This window comes from Candidatus Polarisedimenticolia bacterium (assembly GCA_036004685.1).
Lineage (GTDB): Bacteria > Acidobacteriota > Polarisedimenticolia > Gp22-AA2 > AA152 > DASYRE01.
This window is the reverse complement of record DASYRE010000050.1, coordinates 75,143-94,362: the sequence shown is the minus strand read 5'-3', so window position 1 is coordinate 94,362 and position 19,220 is coordinate 75,143. Positions and strand designations below refer to the sequence as shown.

The 19,220-nt window shown below is 68.3% G+C and carries 19 protein-coding genes; 14 read left to right on the top strand and 5 right to left on the bottom strand.

The genetic code is table 11. The annotated features are described in order from the left end of the window. Window positions 1-13: 13 nt before the first annotated feature. The 4 genes from VGR67_13785 to VGR67_13770 all read left to right on the top strand — a co-directional run bounded on the left by VGR67_13785 (window position 14) and on the right by VGR67_13770 (window position 6,989). Entirely contained in the window at window positions 14-2,326 is a 2,313-nt protein-coding gene (locus tag VGR67_13785; protein ID HEV8337482.1) for a DNA polymerase II, read from the top strand. 61 nt (window positions 2,327-2,387) lie between these two features. After that, the gene (locus tag VGR67_13780; protein HEV8337481.1) at window positions 2,388-4,481 is read left to right on the top strand and encodes a chloride channel protein; all 2,094 of its coding nucleotides are present in this window, start codon (window positions 2,388-2,390) and stop codon (window positions 4,479-4,481) included. Beyond that, entirely contained in the window at window positions 4,478-5,437 is a 960-nt protein-coding gene (locus tag VGR67_13775; protein HEV8337480.1) for a ferritin family protein, read from the top strand. Before VGR67_13780 ends, VGR67_13775 begins: the two co-directional genes overlap by 4 nt. A 37-nt stretch (window positions 5,438-5,474) precedes the next feature. After that, on the top strand, window positions 5,475-6,989 hold the full coding sequence (locus tag VGR67_13770; GenBank protein HEV8337479.1) for a PQQ-dependent sugar dehydrogenase: 1,515 nt from the start codon (window positions 5,475-5,477) through the stop codon (window positions 6,987-6,989). Window positions 6,990-7,088: 99 nt separating this feature from the next. Here the strand turns inward: VGR67_13770 and VGR67_13765 are convergent, their stop codons facing one another. Further along, window positions 7,089-8,837: a hypothetical protein gene (locus VGR67_13765; protein ID HEV8337478.1), complete on the bottom strand. Its 1,749-nt coding sequence runs from the start codon at window positions 8,835-8,837 to the stop codon at window positions 7,089-7,091. Further along, entirely contained in the window at window positions 8,834-9,652 is an 819-nt protein-coding gene (locus VGR67_13760) for an ABC transporter ATP-binding protein (protein HEV8337477.1), read from the bottom strand. The genes VGR67_13765 and VGR67_13760 overlap by 4 nt, the downstream gene beginning before the upstream one ends. Window positions 9,653-9,786: 134 nt before the next feature. On the opposite strand from VGR67_13760, the gene VGR67_13755 reads away from it, so the two are divergent. From VGR67_13755 to VGR67_13710, 10 genes are all read left to right on the top strand, one after another. Beyond that, window positions 9,787-11,280: an AAA family ATPase gene (locus tag VGR67_13755; protein ID HEV8337476.1), complete on the top strand. Its 1,494-nt coding sequence runs from the start codon at window positions 9,787-9,789 to the stop codon at window positions 11,278-11,280. Between the two features lie 147 nt (window positions 11,281-11,427). After that, window positions 11,428-12,315 (top strand): STAS domain-containing protein, encoded by an 888-nt coding sequence (locus tag VGR67_13750; protein ID HEV8337475.1) that lies wholly within the window; start codon window positions 11,428-11,430, stop codon window positions 12,313-12,315. Window positions 12,316-12,327: 12 nt separating this feature from the next. Beyond that, a complete protein-coding gene (locus VGR67_13745) occupies window positions 12,328-12,714 on the top strand; it encodes an STAS domain-containing protein (GenBank protein ID HEV8337474.1) in 387 nt (128 codons plus the stop codon). Beyond that, entirely contained in the window at window positions 12,704-13,105 is a 402-nt protein-coding gene (locus tag VGR67_13740) for an anti-sigma regulatory factor (GenBank protein HEV8337473.1), read from the top strand. Before VGR67_13745 ends, VGR67_13740 begins: the two co-directional genes overlap by 11 nt. Then, a complete protein-coding gene (locus VGR67_13735; protein ID HEV8337472.1) occupies window positions 13,093-13,701 on the top strand; it encodes a SpoIIE family protein phosphatase in 609 nt (202 codons plus the stop codon). Before VGR67_13740 ends, VGR67_13735 begins: the two co-directional genes overlap by 13 nt. Beyond that, window positions 13,698-14,609 (top strand): sensor histidine kinase, encoded by a 912-nt coding sequence (locus VGR67_13730; GenBank protein HEV8337471.1) that lies wholly within the window; start codon window positions 13,698-13,700, stop codon window positions 14,607-14,609. Before VGR67_13735 ends, VGR67_13730 begins: the two co-directional genes overlap by 4 nt. Beyond that, window positions 14,610-15,059, top strand: coding sequence for a response regulator transcription factor (locus VGR67_13725; GenBank protein ID HEV8337470.1), 450 nt, complete (start codon window positions 14,610-14,612; stop codon window positions 15,057-15,059). It begins immediately after the preceding gene. Between the two features lie 231 nt (window positions 15,060-15,290). Then, window positions 15,291-15,677, top strand: coding sequence for a response regulator transcription factor (locus VGR67_13720; GenBank protein HEV8337469.1), 387 nt, complete (start codon window positions 15,291-15,293; stop codon window positions 15,675-15,677). Between the two features lie 201 nt (window positions 15,678-15,878). Beyond that, window positions 15,879-17,114: a DNA polymerase IV gene (dinB, locus tag VGR67_13715; GenBank protein HEV8337468.1), complete on the top strand. Its 1,236-nt coding sequence runs from the start codon at window positions 15,879-15,881 to the stop codon at window positions 17,112-17,114. Window positions 17,115-17,198: 84 nt separating this feature from the next. Beyond that, on the top strand, window positions 17,199-18,179 hold the full coding sequence (locus VGR67_13710) for an aldo/keto reductase (GenBank protein ID HEV8337467.1): 981 nt from the start codon (window positions 17,199-17,201) through the stop codon (window positions 18,177-18,179). Between the two features lie 76 nt (window positions 18,180-18,255). Here VGR67_13710 and arfB read toward each other — a convergent pair whose 3' ends face one another. From arfB to VGR67_13695, 3 genes are read right to left on the bottom strand one after another with little or no spacing between them, the layout of a single operon-like run. Continuing rightward, on the bottom strand, window positions 18,256-18,690 hold the full coding sequence (arfB, locus tag VGR67_13705) for an alternative ribosome rescue aminoacyl-tRNA hydrolase ArfB (GenBank protein HEV8337466.1): 435 nt from the start codon (window positions 18,688-18,690) through the stop codon (window positions 18,256-18,258). After that, window positions 18,687-18,869, bottom strand: coding sequence for a hypothetical protein (locus tag VGR67_13700; protein ID HEV8337465.1), 183 nt, complete (start codon window positions 18,867-18,869; stop codon window positions 18,687-18,689). The genes arfB and VGR67_13700 overlap by 4 nt, the downstream gene beginning before the upstream one ends. 9 nt (window positions 18,870-18,878) lie before the next feature. Beyond that, window positions 18,879-19,208: a hypothetical protein gene (locus tag VGR67_13695; GenBank protein HEV8337464.1), complete on the bottom strand. Its 330-nt coding sequence runs from the start codon at window positions 19,206-19,208 to the stop codon at window positions 18,879-18,881. Window positions 19,209-19,220: the final 12 nt, after the last annotated feature.

Below are 19,220 nucleotides of genomic sequence, written 5' to 3'. Positions count from 1 at the left end.
CCGGCGAGGGCGCATGGTCCGAGGCTTCATTCTTCAGCCCACCTACCGGATCGAAGCCGGCAAGCCGATCGTCTATATCTTTGGGAAGCTGGAAACGGGCGAGCCGTTCCTGGTCCGTGACGGCCGCTCCACCCCGCATTTCTTCGTTCGCGAATCCGACGCCCCCCGGGCCTGGCAGATCGGGGCCGATCGCCAGGCTCCCACCGGGTGGACCACGCTCGATCTCGAGCCGGTCCTGCGCGTCGAGGTCCCGACTCCTCCGGACGCGGCGCCGCTGCGCGACCGGCTCCGGGCCGCCGGGATTCCCTGCTACGAGGCGGACGTGCGGTTCGCGCTTCGTTTTCTCATCGACCGTCACCTCCGCGGCAGCATCGCGATCGAGGGAGCGTCGCGGGCGGGGAATCGGATCCCGCGGATCTACGACGACCCCCGCCTGACCCCGTGCGAATTCCGTCCCAAGCTGAAGATCCTGTCGCTCGATCTGGAGACCGACACGCGGGGGACGCGGGTCCTTTCGGCGGCGCTCCACGGTCCCGGCTTCGAGGAGGTTCTCCTCTCCTCGCCCGCCGATCGGGAAAGGCCGGCCGGCAGCGTCTTCTGCGGCACCGAGAAGAACCTCCTGCTGCGCCTGGCGGAGACGCTCCGGCACCAGGATCCGGACGTGATCACCGGATGGAGCGTCGTGGAGTTCGATCTGTCGATCCTCGAGCGCCGGGCCCGGGCGCACGACCTTTCGCTGGACCTGGGGAGGATCCCGGGCCCTATGCGGATCCATCGCGACCGCTCGGCGTGGGGCACCTCCCGCGCCGAGATCCCGGGCCGCATGGTCCTCGACGGGATCCAGCTCCTGAAAGGCGCCTTCGTGAAGCTCGAGGACTACCGCCTCGAGACGGCCGCCCGCGCCTTGCTGGGAGAAGGGAAGACGCTCGCGGGCCCCGATCGCCACCGGGAGATCGAGCGGCTCTTCAAGGAGGATCTTCCCGCCTTCGTCCGGTACAACCTGACCGACGCGCGCCTCGTCTCGGCCATCCTCGAGCGCACGCGCCTGGTCGATCTCGCCGTGGAGCGCAGCCTGCTCACGGGAATGCCTCTCGACCGCGTCTCCGCGAGCATCGCGTCGTTCGATTTTCTCTATCTCTCCGAGATCCGCAGGCGCAGCCGCGTGGGGCCGACCGTCCAGGCCGACTCGCGCCTCGAGCCGGTGCTCGGAGGGGCGGTGCTGGAGCCGGTGACCGGGCTGCACGAGCGGATTCTCGGCTTCGATTTCAAGAGCCTTTATCCGAGCCTGATCCTCACGTTCAACATCGACCCGGTCGAATACCTTCCCCGGCCCGCTCCGGAAGAGGACGTGATCCGCGCGCCCAACGGCGCCTGTTTCAGCCGCCGGCCCGGAATCCTCCCGGAGATCCTGTCGCGCCTCTTCCCGCGGCGCGAGGCCGCCCGGCAGGCGGGCGACGCCATCGCCTCCCAGGCGATCAAGATTCTCATGAACTCCTTCTACGGCGTCCTGGCCACTCCGGCGTGCCGCTTCCACTCCCATCCGGTGGCCAACGCCATCACCCACTTCGGCCAGTCGATTCTCCTGTGGACGAAGCGTCACGTGGAGGAGATGGGACACCGCGTTCTTTACGGTGACACCGATTCCCTGTTCGTCGAATCGAACGCTGCCACCCCCGAGTACGCGATCCAGGTGGGGAAGGATCTCGCTGCCCGGATCAACCGGGACCTCTCCAAGCACCTTCTCGCCACCTACCGGGTGAACAGCCGGCTGGAGCTGGAGTTCGAGCGCCTCTACCACAAGCTCTTCCTGCCGTCGATGCGGCACGGGATCGCCGGGGCCCGCAAGCGTTACGCGGGCTGGGTGGATGAAAACGGCCGGCGGCAGATTCTCTTCGTCGGCATGGAATCGGTGCGCAGCGATTGGACCGAGTTGAGCAAGGCGTTCCAGCTGGGCCTTTACGAGCGGGTTTTCTCGGAGGAGCCGGTCGAGGCCTACGTCCGCGAGACGGTCGAGAAGCTTCGATCGGGCGCCTCGGACGGCATGCTCGTCTATCGCAAATCCCTCCGGAAGCCGATCGACCAGTACACCGAGACCACGCCGCCCCACGTCAAGGCGGCCCGCCTCCTGCCCAAGATCACCGGACGGGTGATCCATTACGTGATGACCGTCGACGGCCCCCAGCCGGAAGGGTATCGGGAAAGCCCCATCGATTACGAGCATTACGTGGAAAAGCAGCTCGAGCCGGTGGCCGACGCCCTGTTGAGCCACCTCGGCACCTCCTTCCGGGCCATCCTCGGCGGCGAGCGCCAGATGGATCTCTTCTAAGCCCGCCGGGCCTCCGACAGAGTAGAATGCGCCTTCGCGGATCGAGCGGAATGGAGATCGCATGCGCCTGTCGGATTTTCCCCTCATCGCCTACCTGAGGTCGTCGAAGCCGGGGGAAAAGCGATTTCTGACGCTGGTGCCCCTGACCGGCCTGGCGACCGGCCTGGCGGCCGTGGCGCTCGTGCGCCTGGTCGCGGCGATCCAGAAGCTCTTCTGGGGGAGCGGCCGCGATCTGCTGCGCGCCGCCGAGGCGGCCTCGCCTCTCCATCGCGTCCTCGCCCTCTCGGCCGGCGGATTGCTGGTGGGGCTGATTGTGCTGTTCTCCCGCCAGTCGGTCCGCGGCCACGGCACCGCCGGGATCATCGAGGCCGTCAGCCGGCATCGCGGCTTCATCTCGGTCCAGCGCACCCTGATCAAGGAGGGCGCCACGGTGATCACCGTGGGCTCGGGGGGATCGCTGGGCCGGGAAGGGCCCCTGATGCGCGCCGGGGCGGCGCTGGGGTCGCTCCTGGGAAGGCGCTTCCTGATCACCGGCAACCGCCTGAACATCCTGGTCGGGTGTGGCACGGCGGCGGGGATCGCGGCGGCCTACAACGCCCCGATCGGCGGCGCGATGTTCGCTCTCGAAGTGGTGCTCGGCAACTTCGCCCTGGAGAGCTTCGGTCCCATCATGGTGGCTTCCGCCATGGGGACCCTCGTCTCGCGGGGGCTGCTCGGAAACTACCGCGCCTACAGCCCGCCGCCCTTCGATCCTCTCGTCTCGGGATGGGAGATCGGCCACTACATCCTGATGGGCTTCCTCATCGGCATGGCTTCCGCCTTCTTCATCTGGGCGCTGAGCGCGGCCGAGAAAGGATTCGACCGCATTCCGGGCCCGCTTTGGCTCAAGCCGCTGTTCGGATTCACCCTGGTGGGGATCATCGGCATCGGATTCCCGCACATCTTCGGCAACGGCTACGACACGGTGAACCGCGTCCTGAGGGAGGGAGTTCCCCTCGAGATGGTCCTCGTCCTTCCCTTCCTGAAGACGGCCGCGACGGCGCTCACGATGGGATCGGGCGGCTCGGGGGGACTCTTCACGCCGACGCTGTTCGTCGGATCGGTGCTCGGATCGGCGTACGGCTCCTGGTGCCACACCGCCTTTCCCGCCATCACCGCCGGCTCGGGCGCCTACGCCTTGGTCGGCATGGGAGCGATGATCGCCGGCACGACCCAGGCTCCGCTGACCGCCATCCTGACGATCTTCGAGCTGACCGGCGACTACGAGATCATCCTTCCCCTGATGATCTGCTGCACCGTCGCGCTGGTGGTGAGCCGCATCGTCCATCCGGAGTCGATCTACACCCAACCCCTCCTGGAGCGCGGCGTCCGTCTCGGAGGCCGGACCGAGCAGCTCGTCATGGACACCATCGAGGTCCGGGACGTCATGCGCGAAGGAGCCCCCCCGGTCCGGGACGACGAGTCCCTCGACGTGGTCGTGAAGCGTCTGCTCAACGAAGGGCGCAAGGAGCTCTTCGTCGTCGGGGAGAACGGGCGGTTCCGGGGCGCCATCACCCTGGCCGATCTGACGCAGTTCCTGGGGCGGCCGGAGGCGCTGCAATCGGTCAAGGCGGGGGAGGTGGTCTATCCCGACGTGCCGGTCCTTCAGCCCGGAGATCGCCTCACCGAAGCGATCGCGCGCTGGGCCCAGGTGAGCCGCGACCGGCTTCCCGTCGTCGACAGCCTCGAGACCCGCCGGTACGTGGGCGAGCTGTCGGCTGGGGACATCATCTTCCTGTACAGTCAGGAGGTCCTCAAGAAGGAATCGCGCCTCGCCCGCTTCGAGCGGCCGACGGAGGGGGGGCGTCCGGAGACCACCTACGTCGAGCTGCCCAGCGAGTACGTCGTCGCGATGGTGAAGCTGCCGGAGACGTTCGGGGGGACCACCCTCCGGAATCTCGATGCCCGCCGGCGCTTCGGCGTGAACGTCATCGAGGTGAAGCGCAACATGGGCAGCGAGCGGGAGCATCGGATCATTCCCGGGCCCGACACGGAGCTGAAGGGCGGGGACGGCCTCATCGTGGTGGGCCGCCCGTCGGACATCGCCAACCTCGGCGATCCGGCGCGGCTCGCGGAAAGCGCCGCGCCCCCCGCCCCCGTGGAGGAATTGGAGTGAAACGCCGGTTCCGCGATCTCTCGGCGTCCGAAGTCCTGGCGCTGGCCATCTCGCTCGAAGAGGAGGACGGCCGCACGCTGGGCGAGTACGCGCGTTTGCTGCGCCCCAACTACCCGAAGGCGGCGGCCGGCCTCGACGCCATGCGCGCCGAGGAGGATGGTCACCGCCACCGGCTGATCAACCTCTTCAAGCAGAAGTTCGGGGAGGAGATTCCGCTGGTGCGCCCCGAGGACATCCGCGGCTTCGTGCGCCACGATCCCCCTCCCGTATGGCGCCCCATGGGAGTGGAAGAGGTGCGCCGGCGCGTGGCGCTCCGCGAGCTGGAGACCGAGCGCTTCTACAGCCACGCCGCCCGCAATGCCAAGGACGCGGAGATGCGGCAGCTCCTCGGGGATCTCGCCGAAGAGGAGCGCCGGCACGAGCAGGTCTCGGCGCTCATCGATCCGGCCGGGCAGGACGTCTCGGAGAGAGCGGAGGAGGCGCGGATCTCCCGCCAGCTGTTCCTGCTCCAGGTGGTCCAGCCGGGGCTGGCGGGCCTGATGGACGGATCGGTCTCCACGCTGGCGCCCCTGTTCGCCGCCGCCTTCGCCACCCGCCAGACCTGGGAGACCTTTCTCATCGGGATGGCGGCGTCGGTGGGCGCCGGAATCAGCATGGGCTTCGCCGAAGCGCTGTCCGACGACGGCAGTCTGACCGGCCGCGGCCGGCCGTTGCTGCGCGGCCTGATCTGCGGACTGATGACCTTCGTCGGAGGGGTGGGTCACGCGCTCCCCTTCCTGATTCCGCACTTCCTCACCGCCACCACGGTCGCGACTCTGGTGGTCGTGGTCGAGCTGTTCGTCATCGCCTGGATTCGCAACCGCTACATGGACACTCCCTTCCTCTCGGCCACGCTTCAGGTCGTGGTCGGAGGCGTCATGGTCTTTCTCGCCGGGATCTTCATCGGCAGCGCCTGAGCCGGGCCGATCCCCCCCTTCGGAATCGAGGTGCCCCATGCCGACTCCCCGATCTCTCCTCCTTGCCCCATTTCTCGCCGGCTTGCTTCTGCTCCCCGCCCCGGAGGCCGAAGCGGCCCTCTGTGACGGAATCTCCGACGCCTCCCCGACCCCGCTGACGACCGTTCGCGTCGTCTCGGGGCTTCTCAGGCCGCTGTTCGTGACGGCGCCCGCCGGCGACGTCGACCGTCTTTTCATCGTCGAGCAGGACGGCCGCATCCGGATCCTGCGCAACGGCGCGCTGCTGGCCAACGACTTCTTGAATGTCGCGTCCCTCACCAACTCTCCGGCGGACGGCGGCGACAATGAGCAAGGCCTCCTCGGGCTCGCTTTCCACCCGAACTACGCCGCGAACGGGTTCGTCTACATCTTCCACACCGACACCTCGGGCACGAGCAACTTCCTGGTCCGTTACACGCGCGACGCACTCGATCCCGATCGGGCCGATCCCACGACGCGCACGATCCTGCTCACGATCCCGCATCCGAACTTCGGGAACCACAACGGCGGGATGCTGGCCTTCGCCCCGGACGATCCACATCTATATCTCGGCACCGGCGACGGAGGCAGCGGCTGCGATCCGAACGGCAACGCCCAGAACCCGGCCTCCCTGTCCGGGAAAATGCTGCGGATCGACGTCGACGCGGCGCCCGTCACGGTCGAAACCTGGGCGCTGGGGCTCAGGAATCCCTGGCGGTGGGCGTTCGATCGGCTGACGTCGGATCTCTACATCGCCGACGTGGGTCAGCTTCAGTGGGAGGAAGTGGACTTCCGCGCGGCGCCCCGGTCGCCCGGGGACAATTACGGCTGGGACTATTATGAGGGAACCCACTGCCCCAATCCGTCCTGCCCCGGCGGCACTTGCCCCGCGATCCCGGGTCTCGTCCTGCCGGTGGCGGAATACGATCACAGCTCCGGCGCCTGCTCGATCACCGGGGGATATCCCTATCGGGGCTGCCGGATGTCGGCGCTCGGCGGAACCTATTTCTACGCCGATTACTGCGCCGATTTCATCAAATCCTTCAAGATGTCGGGCGGCGTCCTGACCGCCGCGATGGACCGCACGGCGGAGCTGACTCCCGGCGGCGGGCTGGCGATCACCTCGATCACGTCGTTCGGAGAAGACGCCCGGGGTGAGATCTACATCGTGGACCGCAGCGGCGAGGTCTTCAAGATCCTCCCGATCCTGCCGAATCTCCAGGTGTCCGGGATCGGCGCCGCGCCCTTCAATCTCGGCTTATCCGGCTGGGACTGGGAGAATCTGGCGGCCACGTCGGGACACCCCATCGCGAGCTACCACGTCTATCGATCCTCCGGAAACGGGAGCGGCACCTTCAACTGCGTCTTCCAGAGCCCGGCGCCCATGTGGCCGGGAGGAGACCCGGCGACGCCGGCGCTCGGCAGCCTGTTCTCCTACGTCGTGACCGCTCTCAACGCGGCGGGAGCGCAAACGAGCCCCGGCGCCGCCTCGGACGGGACGCCGCGCAGTATTTCCCCGTTGGCCTGTCCGTAAGGAGGTCGGGCACGCTCGCCGGGCGTTTCAAGGCCGTTAGTGTTGCGTCTCGGAAATCACGTCAGCATCGAGGCCGTCATTTCGGAGACGCGACACTATTCAGCGCCCCTGGGCCACGAGCGCCAGGTTCTCGCGCCGCGCCGCCAGCAGGCGCTCGGCGAGCCGGAAGAGCGGGATCGAAATCGCCGCGCACAGGACGGCCCATCCCGCGCTGCCCAGAAACGCGAGAGCCGGGCTCTCGAAAAAGAGGAGCGCGCCCAGGCCGCAGAGGATCGCCGGGCCGGCGCCGATCGCGATGAACAGCATTCCCAGAAGGGAGGCCCAGAAGTCGGGCTTCCCCTCGCGGCCGATTCGTCCCGCGTCCATCGTCTTGGGAAGGAGCGTCGAGACGATGGCCCCGCCGGGCGCCAGGAGGAGAAACGCCGCCGCCGCCGAAGCGATTCCGGCCATCCATAGAAACGGCGACCCGCCGGGCGCCAGAAGCAAGGCGATGAGCCCGCAAGGCGCGGCCCGGCTCACCGCCAAAATGGCCGCTCCCGCGGCCTTCCCCCGGATCAACTCCCGATCCGAGATCGGCGAGAGGAACGCAAGCAGAAGCCCCGATCGATCCAGCGCGAACTGATTCAGGACCGCGGCCTCCAGGGTCAGCAGCGTCAGCAGAGCGCCGCCGAGAGCCAGGATCACCCCGAACGGGACCGGCAGCCCTTCGGGAAGAAGCTCGCGCGGCCGGCGGAGCCAGAGCGTGCCCACGATCAGGACGACCAGGGGGATCAGGGAGAATCCGATCTTCCCCTGGACCGTCCGGAAGATCAGGCGCACCTGGGCCAGCGCCACGGCCGAGGAGGACTGTCCCAGACGGGGAAGCCGTATCCATCGCGGCATGGCCCCTCGCCGCCCGCGTCCCGATTGGATTTCGGGAGTCTCGAGCAGCCTCGCATGGACGCGGCCGGCGACCCCATGAAGGCCGGCCGCGAAAAGCGCCAGGAGGGCCAGCGGAGCGAGGGCTTCCGGCGCGCGTCTTTCGGTCACCAGGGCGAGGCAGCGGGCGTAGAGCTCCGGAGGATAGACGGCCGCCCATGCCGGCAGCGCCCGGCCGTCCCAACCGCGAAGGTCGAGCCGGATCTCGCGGCGGGGAGCCGAGGGCGCCGCGATGCCGATCCCCGGAGCAGCGGCGGGCGGCCGGTGCTTTTCGGCGGGCTCCAGGCTGGCGAGGAGGGCCGGCAGCATGCCGGCCGCGCCAAACGCCGTGAGCAGGGCGACGCTGACCCATTCGCCGCGGCGCCGGCTCCGGAAAACGAGCTGAGCCATCGACGAGGAGAGCATTCCCAGTCCGGCGAGCAGGGCGAGGAGGGCTCCGCCCGCGGCCAGGAGGAGAAGCCCGGGCGCCAGCGAAGCGGTCGCCGACCATCCGGCGGAAAGAAAAACAAGTCCGGACGCCAGGATGGCGAGCCAGGGATCGCTGAGAGTGGACACCGTCTCGGCGAAATAGAGGGTCCTCACGGGAATGGGCAGGAGCAGGAGGCGCGCCGGGCTCCGTCCCGTCCCCAGCGTCGCGCGGAATAGAGGAGCCAGCAGGGCGAAGGCCGTCTCGAAGAGAAGAAGGAGCCGGAGGACGGCCAGCGCGGGGCCCAGAAACCGTCCCGATTCTCCCAGGGAAGATCCGGCGACGAACGCCAGGAACGCCGTCAGCAGAATCACTGGAACGAAAAGCACGGCGAGGATCGCCGGCGTCAGCGCTTGCAGGGCGCGGGAAAACCGCTCTACCGCGTCCCGCCGCCGCGTGGGGCGAAGGCCGTTGATCATCAGGCGCCAGCGCAGCCTGCAGAAAGCCCGGAGGACCCGGATCATCCCGCCAGCCAGTCCAGCGCCGGCCCCGCCGACCCGCCGGCGCCGACCAGCTCGAGGAAAATCTCCTCGAGGGTCTTTCCCGCCTCGCGTCCCGCCTTGAGAGAGGCGAGCGTCCCCTGCGCCACGAGCTTGCCGCGGTGAATCACTCCGACGTGGTCGGAGAGCCGCTCGACGATTTCGAGGATGTGCGAGGTGAGGAAGATGGTGCCGCCGCGCCCCGCGAAGGCCTGCAGCAGATTCTTGATCTGGCGCGAGGCGACGGCGTCGATCCCTTCGAAGGGCTCGTCGAGGAACAGCAGACCGGGCGCGGGAAGGAGCGCGGCCGCCAGCGCAATCTTCTTGCGCATCCCGTGCGAGTAGTCGGCCACCATCGAGCCCGCGGCGTCGCGCAGGTCCATCAGCTCCAGCAGCTCCTCGGCCCGCCGGCGGATCGTCTCCCGCTCGAGGCCGTGGACCTCACCCACGAAATCGAGCGTCTCCCAGCCCGTCAGCCTGTCGAAGAGGGCCAGATCCTCCGGGACCACCCCGACGCGGCGCTTGACGGCGACCGGATCGCGCGCCGGATCCATCCCCAGGATCCGGATCGCGCCGGCCGACGGCCGCAGCAATCCGGTGAGGCACTTGATGGTGGTGGATTTCCCGGCCCCGTTGGGCCCCAGGAAGCCGTACACGCTGCCGCGCGGCACGCTCAGATCGACGTCATCCACCGCGACGACGTCGCCGAAGGTTCTTCTCAGGCCGGCGGTCCATACCGCCGCCTCCGAGCCGGCGACTCCCTCCGGAAAGCGGCCGGACGGTTCCGCGTTCACGGCCATCGGAGCCTCATGGCGGGTCTCGGCGATCCCTATCCCACGACATCGCGCGATCTCCTTCTGCAGGCTTCGGCGCGGCTTGATATTAAACCCCATTTTCGATATGTTCGCGGCGCATCGCCACCTCACGAGGCGCCGTGCCCGCCAACGACCGGCTCAACGATCTCCTCCTTCTCATCAAGTCACGCTACTGCGTCATCCAGGTCGAAACGGCGGAAGTGGAGCGCGCCGGCGCGCTGCTGCGGCGGCTGGCCGTCGAGCTGGGCCTCCCCTACTTCCTGTGGAGCCGGACGAAGGGACTGCGGCGCGACGGCGTCGAGGGATCGGTCTATGGCACGGCCGATCCGGGCCAGGCCCTGGCGCACGTGGAAGCGAGCTCTTTTCCGGCGATCTACCACTTCGACGGCCTGGGACCGTATCTCGACGACCGGATCGTGGCGGCCCGCCTGGCCGACGCGGCGGGACAGTTCAGCAAGATGACCGGAGCCATCGTGCTCACGGGAACCGGCATCACGCTGCCGGACGCGCTCAAGGCGGTCAGCGCCACCGTGGACCTGCCTCTTCCGGAGCCGGACGATTACCGGGCGCTGCTCCAGCGGGTGCTCAAGGATCTCGGCGCCCGGATGTCGCTGAGGGTCGAGATGCAGGCGGACGACTTCGCCCGGCTGCTGAACAACCTCAAAGGGCTGACGCTGGCCGAGGCGGAGAGGATCCTGACGCGCGTCGTGGTGGAGGACGGGAAGCTTTCCTCCGAGGACATCCAGGCAGTGGTCGAAGCGAAGCGAGCTCTCGTGGAGCGGGAAGGGATCCTGGAGTACTTTCCCGCCGGGGAGAAGATGTCCGACGTGGCCGGGCTGGCCGGCTTGAAGGGGTGGCTGGCGGATCGGCGCGCTCTCCTCGGGGATCCGGCCCGCGCCGCGCAGTTCGGCCTCCCGTTTCCGAAAGGGGTCCTCCTGCTGGGGGTGCCGGGCTGCGGCAAGAGCCTTTGCGCCAAGGCCGTGGCGCGCGAATGGGCGCTCCCGCTCTTGAAGCTCGATCCCACGCGTCTCTATGACAAGTACGTCGGCGAGACGGAGAAGAACTTCAAGCGGGCCATGGAGACGGCCGAGAAGATGGCTCCCATCGTCCTCTGGATCGACGAGCTGGAGAAGGCGTTCGCGGTCTCCGGCGGGGAGGAGGATGGCGGCGTTTCCACGCGGATCTTCGGGACTTTTCTCTCGTGGCTCCAGGACCGCAAGGGGGACGTCTTCGTCGTGGCGACCGCCAACGACGTCTCCCGGCTGCCTCCCGAATTCCTCCGGAAAGGGCGGTTCGACGAGATCTTCTTCCTCGATCTGCCCGACGCCGAGGCCCGCGCCGCTCTCTTTTCCATCCACCTGAAGAAGCGCGGCAAGGATCCCGGCGCCTTCGACCTCACGCGGCTCGTCGGCGCCACCGAAGGCTACGGCGGCGCCGACGTGGAACAGGCGATCGTCGCCGGCCTCTACACCGCGTTCTCCGGCCGGCGGGAGCTGTCGACCGACTCGCTGCTGGAGGAGATCTCCCGGACCCGCCCCATCGCCCGGACGATGTCCCAGAAAATCGACTCTCTGCGCGCCTGGGCCAAAGATCGGACGCGCAGCGCCCGTTAAGCAGTTCCCTCAGGAAAACTCTGACCCCCCTGTCAGGAATGGAAGGATGGCGCTCCCTCCTCCTTCGACGTAGCGTCCAGCCTGTTGGGCTCCCGGCGATGGCGGGAGGAAACCTGTCGTTCCCAGGCGAGGGAGGAGCGAACGTCCATGAAAGAACCAGAGCCTCGAAAGCGCGGCGCCCGGGAGAGCGCCGACACCACCAACCTGCTGCGCGAGCTGGTGGCGCACCTCCGAGAGAATCGCACCCAGCTGCGCGAGGAATGGGCCCGGCGGATCACGGAAGCCCGGCTGCTCACCGCGATGACCGAGCAGGAGATCTTCGCCGAAGCGACCTCCGTCTACGACAACTACGTCGAGGCCCTGGAGACGGAGACGTTCGAGACCCTTCAGGCCTACGCGCGCAACCTCTCCGAGAGGATCATCCCCCGGGGCGTCGAGACCCACGAGGTGGTCGGCATCGTCCTCCTCCTGCGCGACGTCCTGGCCCGCTCCCTGTTCGCCAAGTACCAGTCCGACTTCCAGACCCTCAACCGGATCCTGGACGCGTACGAGCCGGCCGCCAACCGCATCGCCATCACCGTCGCGGTCGGCTTCGTCCAGGAGCGCGAGCGGACGATCCGCGAGCAGCAGGAGGCGATCCGGGAGCTCTCCACCCCGGTGCTGCAGGTGCGCGAGCGCCTGCTGATCCTGCCGATCATCGGCGTCATCGATCCGCAGCGCGCCCGCCAGCTCACGGAGCAGCTCCTGCGCGGGATCCGGACGAACCGCGCCCGCGTCGTGGTCATCGACATCACGGGCGTGGCGGCGATGGACTCGAGCGTGGCGAACCATCTGGTCCAGACGGTCGAGGCGTCCCGGCTCCTCGGGGCGACGGTCATCGTCACCGGCCTGTCGCCGGAGATCGCCCAGACCCTGGTCAACATCGGCGTGGACCTCATCAAGATGACCACCGTCGGCGATCTCCAGGGAGGCATCGAAGAGGCCGAGCGGCTCCTGGGGTACAAGGTCGTCCTGAACGCGGAGACCCGCGCCTGACGGAGGATCATCGTGCCCGTTCCCATCCTCAAGCAGGGACCGTATCTCATCGCCAGCATCCAGTCGGCCCTCACCGACGCCGACTTGATGCTCCTGCGGGACGCCCTGGTGGAGCGGGTCGGGAAATTCCGGTCCCTCGGCGTGATCGTCGACGTGACGGCCCTGGACGTGATGGATTCCTTCGCTTCCCGCACGCTCCGGGACATCGCGCACATGATCAAGCTGCGCGGCGCCGACACGGTCATCGTCGGCATCCAGCCCGAGGTGGCTTTCGCCATGGTCCAGCTCGGCCTCACCCTGGAGGGAGTCGCCACCGCCCTGGACCTCGAGGAGGGCCTCGAGTTCCTGGACAAGAGCGCCAAGCAACGCAGACAAGAGATGGATCGTCGTGGAAGATGAGACGCGGCTACCCATACGAACCGATTACGACATCGTGGCGGCCCGGGAGAAGGGACGATCCCTGGCCCGCCAGATAGGTCTTTCGTCCACCGAATCGACGCTGGTGGCGACCGCGATCTCCGAGCTGGCGCGGAACATCGTGCGTTATGCCAAGCAGGGAGAGATCATCATCGGCCTCGTGGACGACGGCGAGCGGAAAGGGATCGAGCTCGAAGCGCGGGACCAAGGCCCCGGGATCCCGGACCTCGATCGGGCCATGCAGGCCGGCTATTCCACTTCCGGGAGCTTGGGCCTCGGCCTCCCCGGCGTCCGCCGCCTGATGGACGAGTTCGAGATCGTCTCCGGCGTCGGCGTCGGCACCACCGTGAGGGTGAAGAAATGGAAGCAATGACCTGCGGGCCGCTCGTCTGGACGGCGGCCACGCGAGCTCTTCCGGGAGAATCGGTGTCCGGGGACCGGTACCTCGTCAAGCGCTTCTCCTCGGGCGTCCTGCTCGCGGCGATCGACGGGCTCGGCCACGGGCGCGAGGCGGCGGACGCCTCCACGCTGGCCGTCCAGATCCTCGATCGCCACGCCGGCGAGCCGGTCCTCAAGCTGATCCAGCACTGCCACGAGGAGCTGCGCGGGACGCGGGGAGTCGTCATGAGCCTGGCCTCCTTGACGATCGACGGCGCTCTCCAGTGGGTCGGCATCGGCAACGTCGAGGGGCTCCTCGTCCACGCCGACGCCTCCGCGGCCCATGAGAGCCTCTCGCTGCGCGGCGGCATCGTCGGCCGGCAGCTGCCTCCCCCCCACGTCTCCGTCCTGCGCCTCTCGCCCAAGGACCTCCTGCTTTTCGTCACGGACGGCGTCGCCCCGCAATTCTTCGGCGAGGTCCGCTCCGAGAAGGACGTCGACCTCATGGTGAAGGGCATCATGGCGCGCCATTGGAAGGAGAACGACGACGCGCTCGTCCTGGCGGCCCGTTACGAGGGATGGCAGCCGTGAGCGCCGTGGAACCCGCCTTCGCGGCGGAGTACCGGGGCGCGCTGCTGCGATACCTCGATGGGACGCCCGAGTCCGGCCTGGAGCAGGCCTACGAGCTCGGCCGGAAAGCCATGAACGCGGGGATGGGAATCCTGGAGATGGCCGAGCTGCAGACGATACTCATGGCTTCGGTGGCCGGGTCTCCCCCCGGCGAGGAGAAGATCCAGGCGGCCGGCAGGTTCTTCCAGGAGAGCCTCTCCTCCTATGAGATGACGCACCGCGCCTTTCGCGAGGCCAACAGCGCCTTGAGACACCTCAACGAGCTGCTCGAGGAGCAGGCGAAGCGCATCGCCCACGCCCTCCACGACGACGCGGCCCAGCTTCTCGTCTCGGTCCACCTCGGGCTCGAGGAGCTGGGGATGGATCTGCAGCCGGCCCAGCGCGGACAACTGCAGGACCTGAGGGAGATCCTGGACAAGATCGAGGAGCGGCTGCGGCAGTTCTCCCACGAGCTGCGGCCGATGATGCTGGACGACCTCGGCCTGCTGCCCGCCTTGCGCTTCCTCGGACAGAGCGTCGGCAAGCGCAGCGGGCTTTCCGTCAGCGTGGAGTCTTCACTCGCGGAGCGGCTGCCACCGGCGCTCGAGACGGCGCTCTACCGGATCTTCCAGGAGATGTTGAACAACGCCGCGAAGCATTCCCGGGCCAAGGAGGTCCGCATCGATTTGCGCCGTGAAGGCAACCAGATCCAGGCCTCGGTCCGGGACGACGGCAAAGGCTTCGACCCCGAGGCCGAGAGCCGGATTCGTCGCGGCCTCGGATTGATGGGAATCCGGGAGCGCGTCGAGGCGCTGCGCGGGACGATCAGCATCCAGTCGGCTCCCGGCGAAGGGGCCCATGTCCGCGTGACGCTTCCGATGAGGAGCTAAGTGTCGCGTGTCGCCGGAGCTTTAATCGCGGAAGATCACCCTCTGGTCCGCAAGAGCCTGAAGGCCCTGCTGGAGCGGGACGGGATTCCCGTCCTCGGCGAGGCCGCCGACGGCGAGGAAGCGCTCCGCCTGGCCCAGGCCCTGCGGCCCGAGACGGTCGTCCTGGATCTGCAGATGCCTTTGCTCAATGGGCTGGAGGTGGCCCGCCTCCTGCGGCGCAGCCTGCCCGAAACGAAGAGCATCCTGCTCACGATGCACGCCGAAGCCGCCTATGTCGCGGAGGCTCTCGAAGCAGGGGTGCACGGTTACGTGCTCAAGAGCCAGGCAGCCGACGATCTGGTCGCGGCGATTCGACGGGTGGGGTCGGGAGGCGTCTTCGTCAGTCCCCGGATCGCCCCGGCGCCATGCCCGCTGGACCCGGCCGCCCCCGAAGAACCGGCAAGTCGTTGAGACCGCGAGAGGGTAGCGGCTGCCGGAAGCTTCGCGGGGCGCCGGGACCGCCGGGCTTCTACGTAGATTCCGGCGCGCGAATGGGGTATTCACCCTATAGGCGCCGCCGGTGGCGCTCGCTACTCTTTTTCAGGTCTTGGCTTGCTTCGGCGCGTCCGCGTTGCGCTGAACTCGATTGAGCCGATCGCTTGAGTCCGCGCCCTGGGGTGGGGAAAGCGAAAAGGAGCTTGCATGAGAATCTTGATTGTGGATGACGATCCGAAATGCATGGCCGCCATCAAGCGGATTCTCCGCGCCAAGCGAGACCACGACGTGGTCTGGGAAGCGAAGAACGGGGAGGAGGCGGTGCGACTTTCTCGCAGCCTCGAGCCCGATCTGATCCTCATGGATCTGGCGATTCCGCGGATCTGCGGGCTGGAAGCGGTCCGTCTGATCAAGGAGAAACAGCCCGGGATCCAGATCATCATGATGAGCGCCTTCGGCGGGGACGTTTACCGGGAGGCGGCCCTGAGCAGCGGCGCGGACGGCTTCATCCCGAAATCGCAGGTCTCCACCGTATTGCCGTCTCTGCCTTCCGGCACCGGCCCGGTGACCCTCCCCTCCGTCGTGCAGGCTTGATTTGAAGCACTCCTCACGGAGAAGGCGGAAGGCCCGCATCCCTTCCTGATGTCCCGTACGTTCCCACTCCGCAAGAATTCCTCGCCCGGGCGAGATACCAGACGACCGATCCCATCGCGGGTCAAGCCGCCTCATGTAAATGGGATTTCGGAGACGCGACCCCAGCTGGCGCCCCGGCTTCGGGTGGGGTAGTCTCCTGTCATGAGAGGTTCCCCGGCCCGCGTCGTGCTTCACTTGGACATGGACGCGTTCTACGCGGCCGTCGAGATTCGCGAGAATCGCGATCTCGCGGGCCAGCCGCTGATCGTGGGCCATCGCGGCAAGCGCGGGGTCGTCTCGACCTGCTCCTATGAGGCCCGCGCGTTCGGCGTTCGCTCGGCGATGCCCTCGGTGACGGCCGAGCGGCTCTGCCCTCAGGCGATCTGGCTGCCGGGAAGAATGAGCCTCTATGCGGAAGTCTCCCGATCGATCCGCCGGATGATGGAGGGGATCTCGCCGGTGGTCGAGCCGCTGTCGATCGACGAGGCGTTTCTGGATCTCACCGGGATTGCTTCCTCTCTCGAGGGGGGACGCCGCGTCGCCCGCCGGCTCAAGGAGCAGATTCGGCGGGAGGAGCGGTTGACCGCTTCGGTGGGGGTCGCACCGAACAAGTTCCTCGCCAAAGTCGCGTCGGATCTGGAGAAGCCCGACGGACTCGTCGTCTTGCCGCTTGCGGACGTGCCGCTCCGCCTTCACCCGCTTCCCGTCGACAGGCTTTGGGGCGTCGGGCCCAAGACCGCCCGCCATCTCCGCGCCCTCTCCATCCAGTCGGTCGGCGACGTGCTGCGGATCGCCCGGCGCCGGCTCGAGCAGGGGATCGGCGCCGAGCGGGCCGGTCATCTCATCGCGCTCGCCCGCGGCCAGGACAACCGGCCGATCGAGGCGGAGCGCGAGGCGAAGTCGATTTCGGAGGAACGAACCTACGGCGTCGATCTCGTCGATCCCGAGGCGATCGATCGCGCCCTGCTGGCGCGCTCGGAAGGGGTGGCGCGCCAGCTCCGGCGCCACGGGCTGACGGCCCGGACGGTCCGCCTCAAGGTCCGCGCCGGTGACTTCACGACCTGGACCCGGGCGCACACGCTCGCCGAGCCCACCGACCTTCCCGAGGCGATCGTCTCGGCGGCGCGCCGGCTCTATCGCGAGCGCATCCGGCTGCGAGGCAAGGGAGTCCGCCTGCTGGGGGTCGGGGCGGCCGCCCTGGCGCCGCGCGCCGGCCAGCCGGCGCTCCTCTTCCCCGACGCCCGGGAGGAGAAGGCCCGGCGCCTCGCGATCGCGTCCGACGCCGTGCGGGAGCGCTTCGGCGAAGAGGCGGTGACGCGCGCCCGCCTCGTCCGCCGCCCCGGGGGTAAGAAGGACGACGCGGCGCCGGAGGCCTCCAGCCTTCCGGCGGTCGACTAAAGTCGCGTCCCCCGAATCGCCTGACGCTATTGCTGAGAGGCGCCGGCGGGACGACGCCTCGGCGGAATCTCCGAAGGAGGCTCCATGGGCAAGAAGGTGGACCGCAGAGAGTTCATGAAGATCGGCTTGGCCGGCGGCGCCGGGCTCGGCTTGGCGGCGCTCGATCCGATCCGGGCGCGGGGCCGGGCGGCCGAGACTCCCGCGCCGGCGGCGATGCCGAAGCGCCCGCTGGGGCGCACCGGCCATCAGGTCGCGCTGTTCTCCCTGGGAGGGCAGGCGCGGCTCGAGGAGCGCGGCTCCGCCGCGCGCCAGGAGGCGGTGCGGATCATCCATCGCGCCCTCGACCTCGGGGTGAACTATTGCGACACGGCGCCGCTGTACGGGCCGAGCCAGGACTACCTCGGCGAGGTTCTCAAGACGCGGCGCTCCGAGACCTTCCTGGCCAGCAAGACCGACGATCGCAGCCGCGACGGCTCGCTGCGCCTGCTGGAGAACAGCCTGAAGCGCCTCAACACCGATCATCTCGACCTCTGGCAGCTCCATCACGTCAGCGACCGGGAGGATCTCGATTCGATCTTCCGCCCGGACGGGTCGCTTGCGGCGCTGGTGCGGGCACGGGAGGAGAAGATGGTGCGCTTCCTGGGAATCACGGGCCATTACGACCCGGCCAGCCTCCTCGAGGGAATCCGGCGATTCGATTTCGACTGCATCCTGATGGCGCTGAATGCCGCCGATCCGCATCACCTCTCCTTCCAGGAGAAGCTCCTCGGGGCGGCGGCGGCCAAGAAGATGGGCGTGATCGGCATGAAAGTGCCCGCCCGCGGGAGGCTCCTGGCGAAATCGGGCCTCACCATGAGGGAATGCGTCGACTACGTCTGGAGCCTGCCCGTCTCGACGGTCATCATCGGTTGTGATTCGGTGCGGCAGCTCGAGGAGAACGTGGCGCTGGGGCGGCGCTTCCAGCCGATCTCCGCGGCCGCGCGCGCGGCCCTCGAATCGCGCACCCGGGCCGCCGCGAGCGACTGCGCCTGGTACAAGCGCGGCGCTTCCGAGCCCTGGGGATAGTGTCGCGTCTCCTCAATCCCGTTGCATTTGGCCGTCGGCCTCGGTGCTAACGGGCTTTCGGAGACGCGACACTACATCAGTCTTCCCAGCCCGGGAGGGATCGACTCCGCTTGATCCGGGAGCGGCGCTTCTTCGCCCGCAAGCGCTCCGCCCCGGCGCCCGCCGGCGCCGCCGTTCGCCGGCGCGCCAGCTTGGGGGTCAGCGCCTCCCGCAGCAGCGCCGCGAAACGCTCCTCCGCGGCTTCGCGGTTGGCGGCCTGGCTGCGGGACTTCCGGGAAGTCACGTGCAAGATGCCGGCGGCGGTGATTTTCGTCGCGAGGCGCGAGACGATTCGCCGCTTCTGCTGCTCCGACAGGCTCGGCGAGCGGAACACGTCGAAGCGCAGGGTGACGCGGGTGTTCACCTTGTTGACGTTCTGTCCGCCGGGGCCGCCGCTCTTCGAGGTCCTGAGCTCCAGCTCGTCTTCCGGGATCGACAATCCGTGAAGAATGTGGACCGGCTCGCGGCTCACGGCGACGGCTTCTGGCCCAGCGCGGCGAGGATCTGCTCCGCCAGCTGGAGGATCGATTCCTGCTCCTCCGGAGGGGTGTCGACGAACGTCGCCCGCTCCGCGAGATAACGCAGGAGCCGCGCCTCCCGATCGTCCAGCTCCAGCTTCAGCCCCCCTCCCGGCGTCCTCTCATGCTTCATGTCGGCTCCTTAGTACCGCCCCCCAGCAATTGAGGCGCGCGTCCCGTCGCAGGTCACGCTCGATGGCGGCGTGTTGGCGCATCGCAGGCTCTCGGTCATGCCGGAGGACAGCATGGCGCAGGCCAGGTCGGTCGCGGTGCGGCGCGCTTCCTCGACCGTGTTCCCCTCGGCTTTCCGGCACGCCGTCCGCCCCTCGAAGTCGAGGCAGACTTCGCAGGCGTGGCGGCCCAAGCCGGAGCTGGCGTAGATCACCAGGGCCAGCAGCGCCGCCACGAAAACGGCGCCAAGGATGATCGATTTGCCCACCCCTTTTCGAGGGGGACGGCCGGCGCTCGCCACCGAGCCTCCTGT

What these genes read in the sequence shown, in the direction of transcription:
- VGR67_13785 (HEV8337482.1), top strand. Translation starts at nt 14, where the DNA reads ATGGTCCGAGGCTTCATTCTTCAGCCCACCTACCGGATCGAAGCCGGC.
- VGR67_13780 (HEV8337481.1), top strand. Translation starts at nt 2,388, where the DNA reads ATGCGCCTGTCGGATTTTCCCCTCATCGCCTACCTGAGGTCGTCGAAG.
- VGR67_13770 (HEV8337479.1), top strand. Translation starts at nt 5,475, where the DNA reads ATGCCGACTCCCCGATCTCTCCTCCTTGCCCCATTTCTCGCCGGCTTG.
- VGR67_13765 (HEV8337478.1), bottom strand. Translation starts at nt 8,837, where the DNA reads ATGATCCGGGTCCTCCGGGCTTTCTGCAGGCTGCGCTGGCGCCTGATG.
- VGR67_13760 (HEV8337477.1), bottom strand. Translation starts at nt 9,652, where the DNA reads ATGGCCGTGAACGCGGAACCGTCCGGCCGCTTTCCGGAGGGAGTCGCC.
- VGR67_13750 (HEV8337475.1), top strand. Translation starts at nt 11,428, where the DNA reads ATGAAAGAACCAGAGCCTCGAAAGCGCGGCGCCCGGGAGAGCGCCGAC.
- VGR67_13735 (HEV8337472.1), top strand. Translation starts at nt 13,093, where the DNA reads ATGGAAGCAATGACCTGCGGGCCGCTCGTCTGGACGGCGGCCACGCGA.
- VGR67_13720 (HEV8337469.1), top strand. Translation starts at nt 15,291, where the DNA reads ATGAGAATCTTGATTGTGGATGACGATCCGAAATGCATGGCCGCCATC.
- dinB (HEV8337468.1), top strand. Translation starts at nt 15,879, where the DNA reads ATGAGAGGTTCCCCGGCCCGCGTCGTGCTTCACTTGGACATGGACGCG.
- VGR67_13710 (HEV8337467.1), top strand. Translation starts at nt 17,199, where the DNA reads ATGGGCAAGAAGGTGGACCGCAGAGAGTTCATGAAGATCGGCTTGGCC.
- VGR67_13700 (HEV8337465.1), bottom strand. Translation starts at nt 18,869, where the DNA reads ATGAAGCATGAGAGGACGCCGGGAGGGGGGCTGAAGCTGGAGCTGGAC.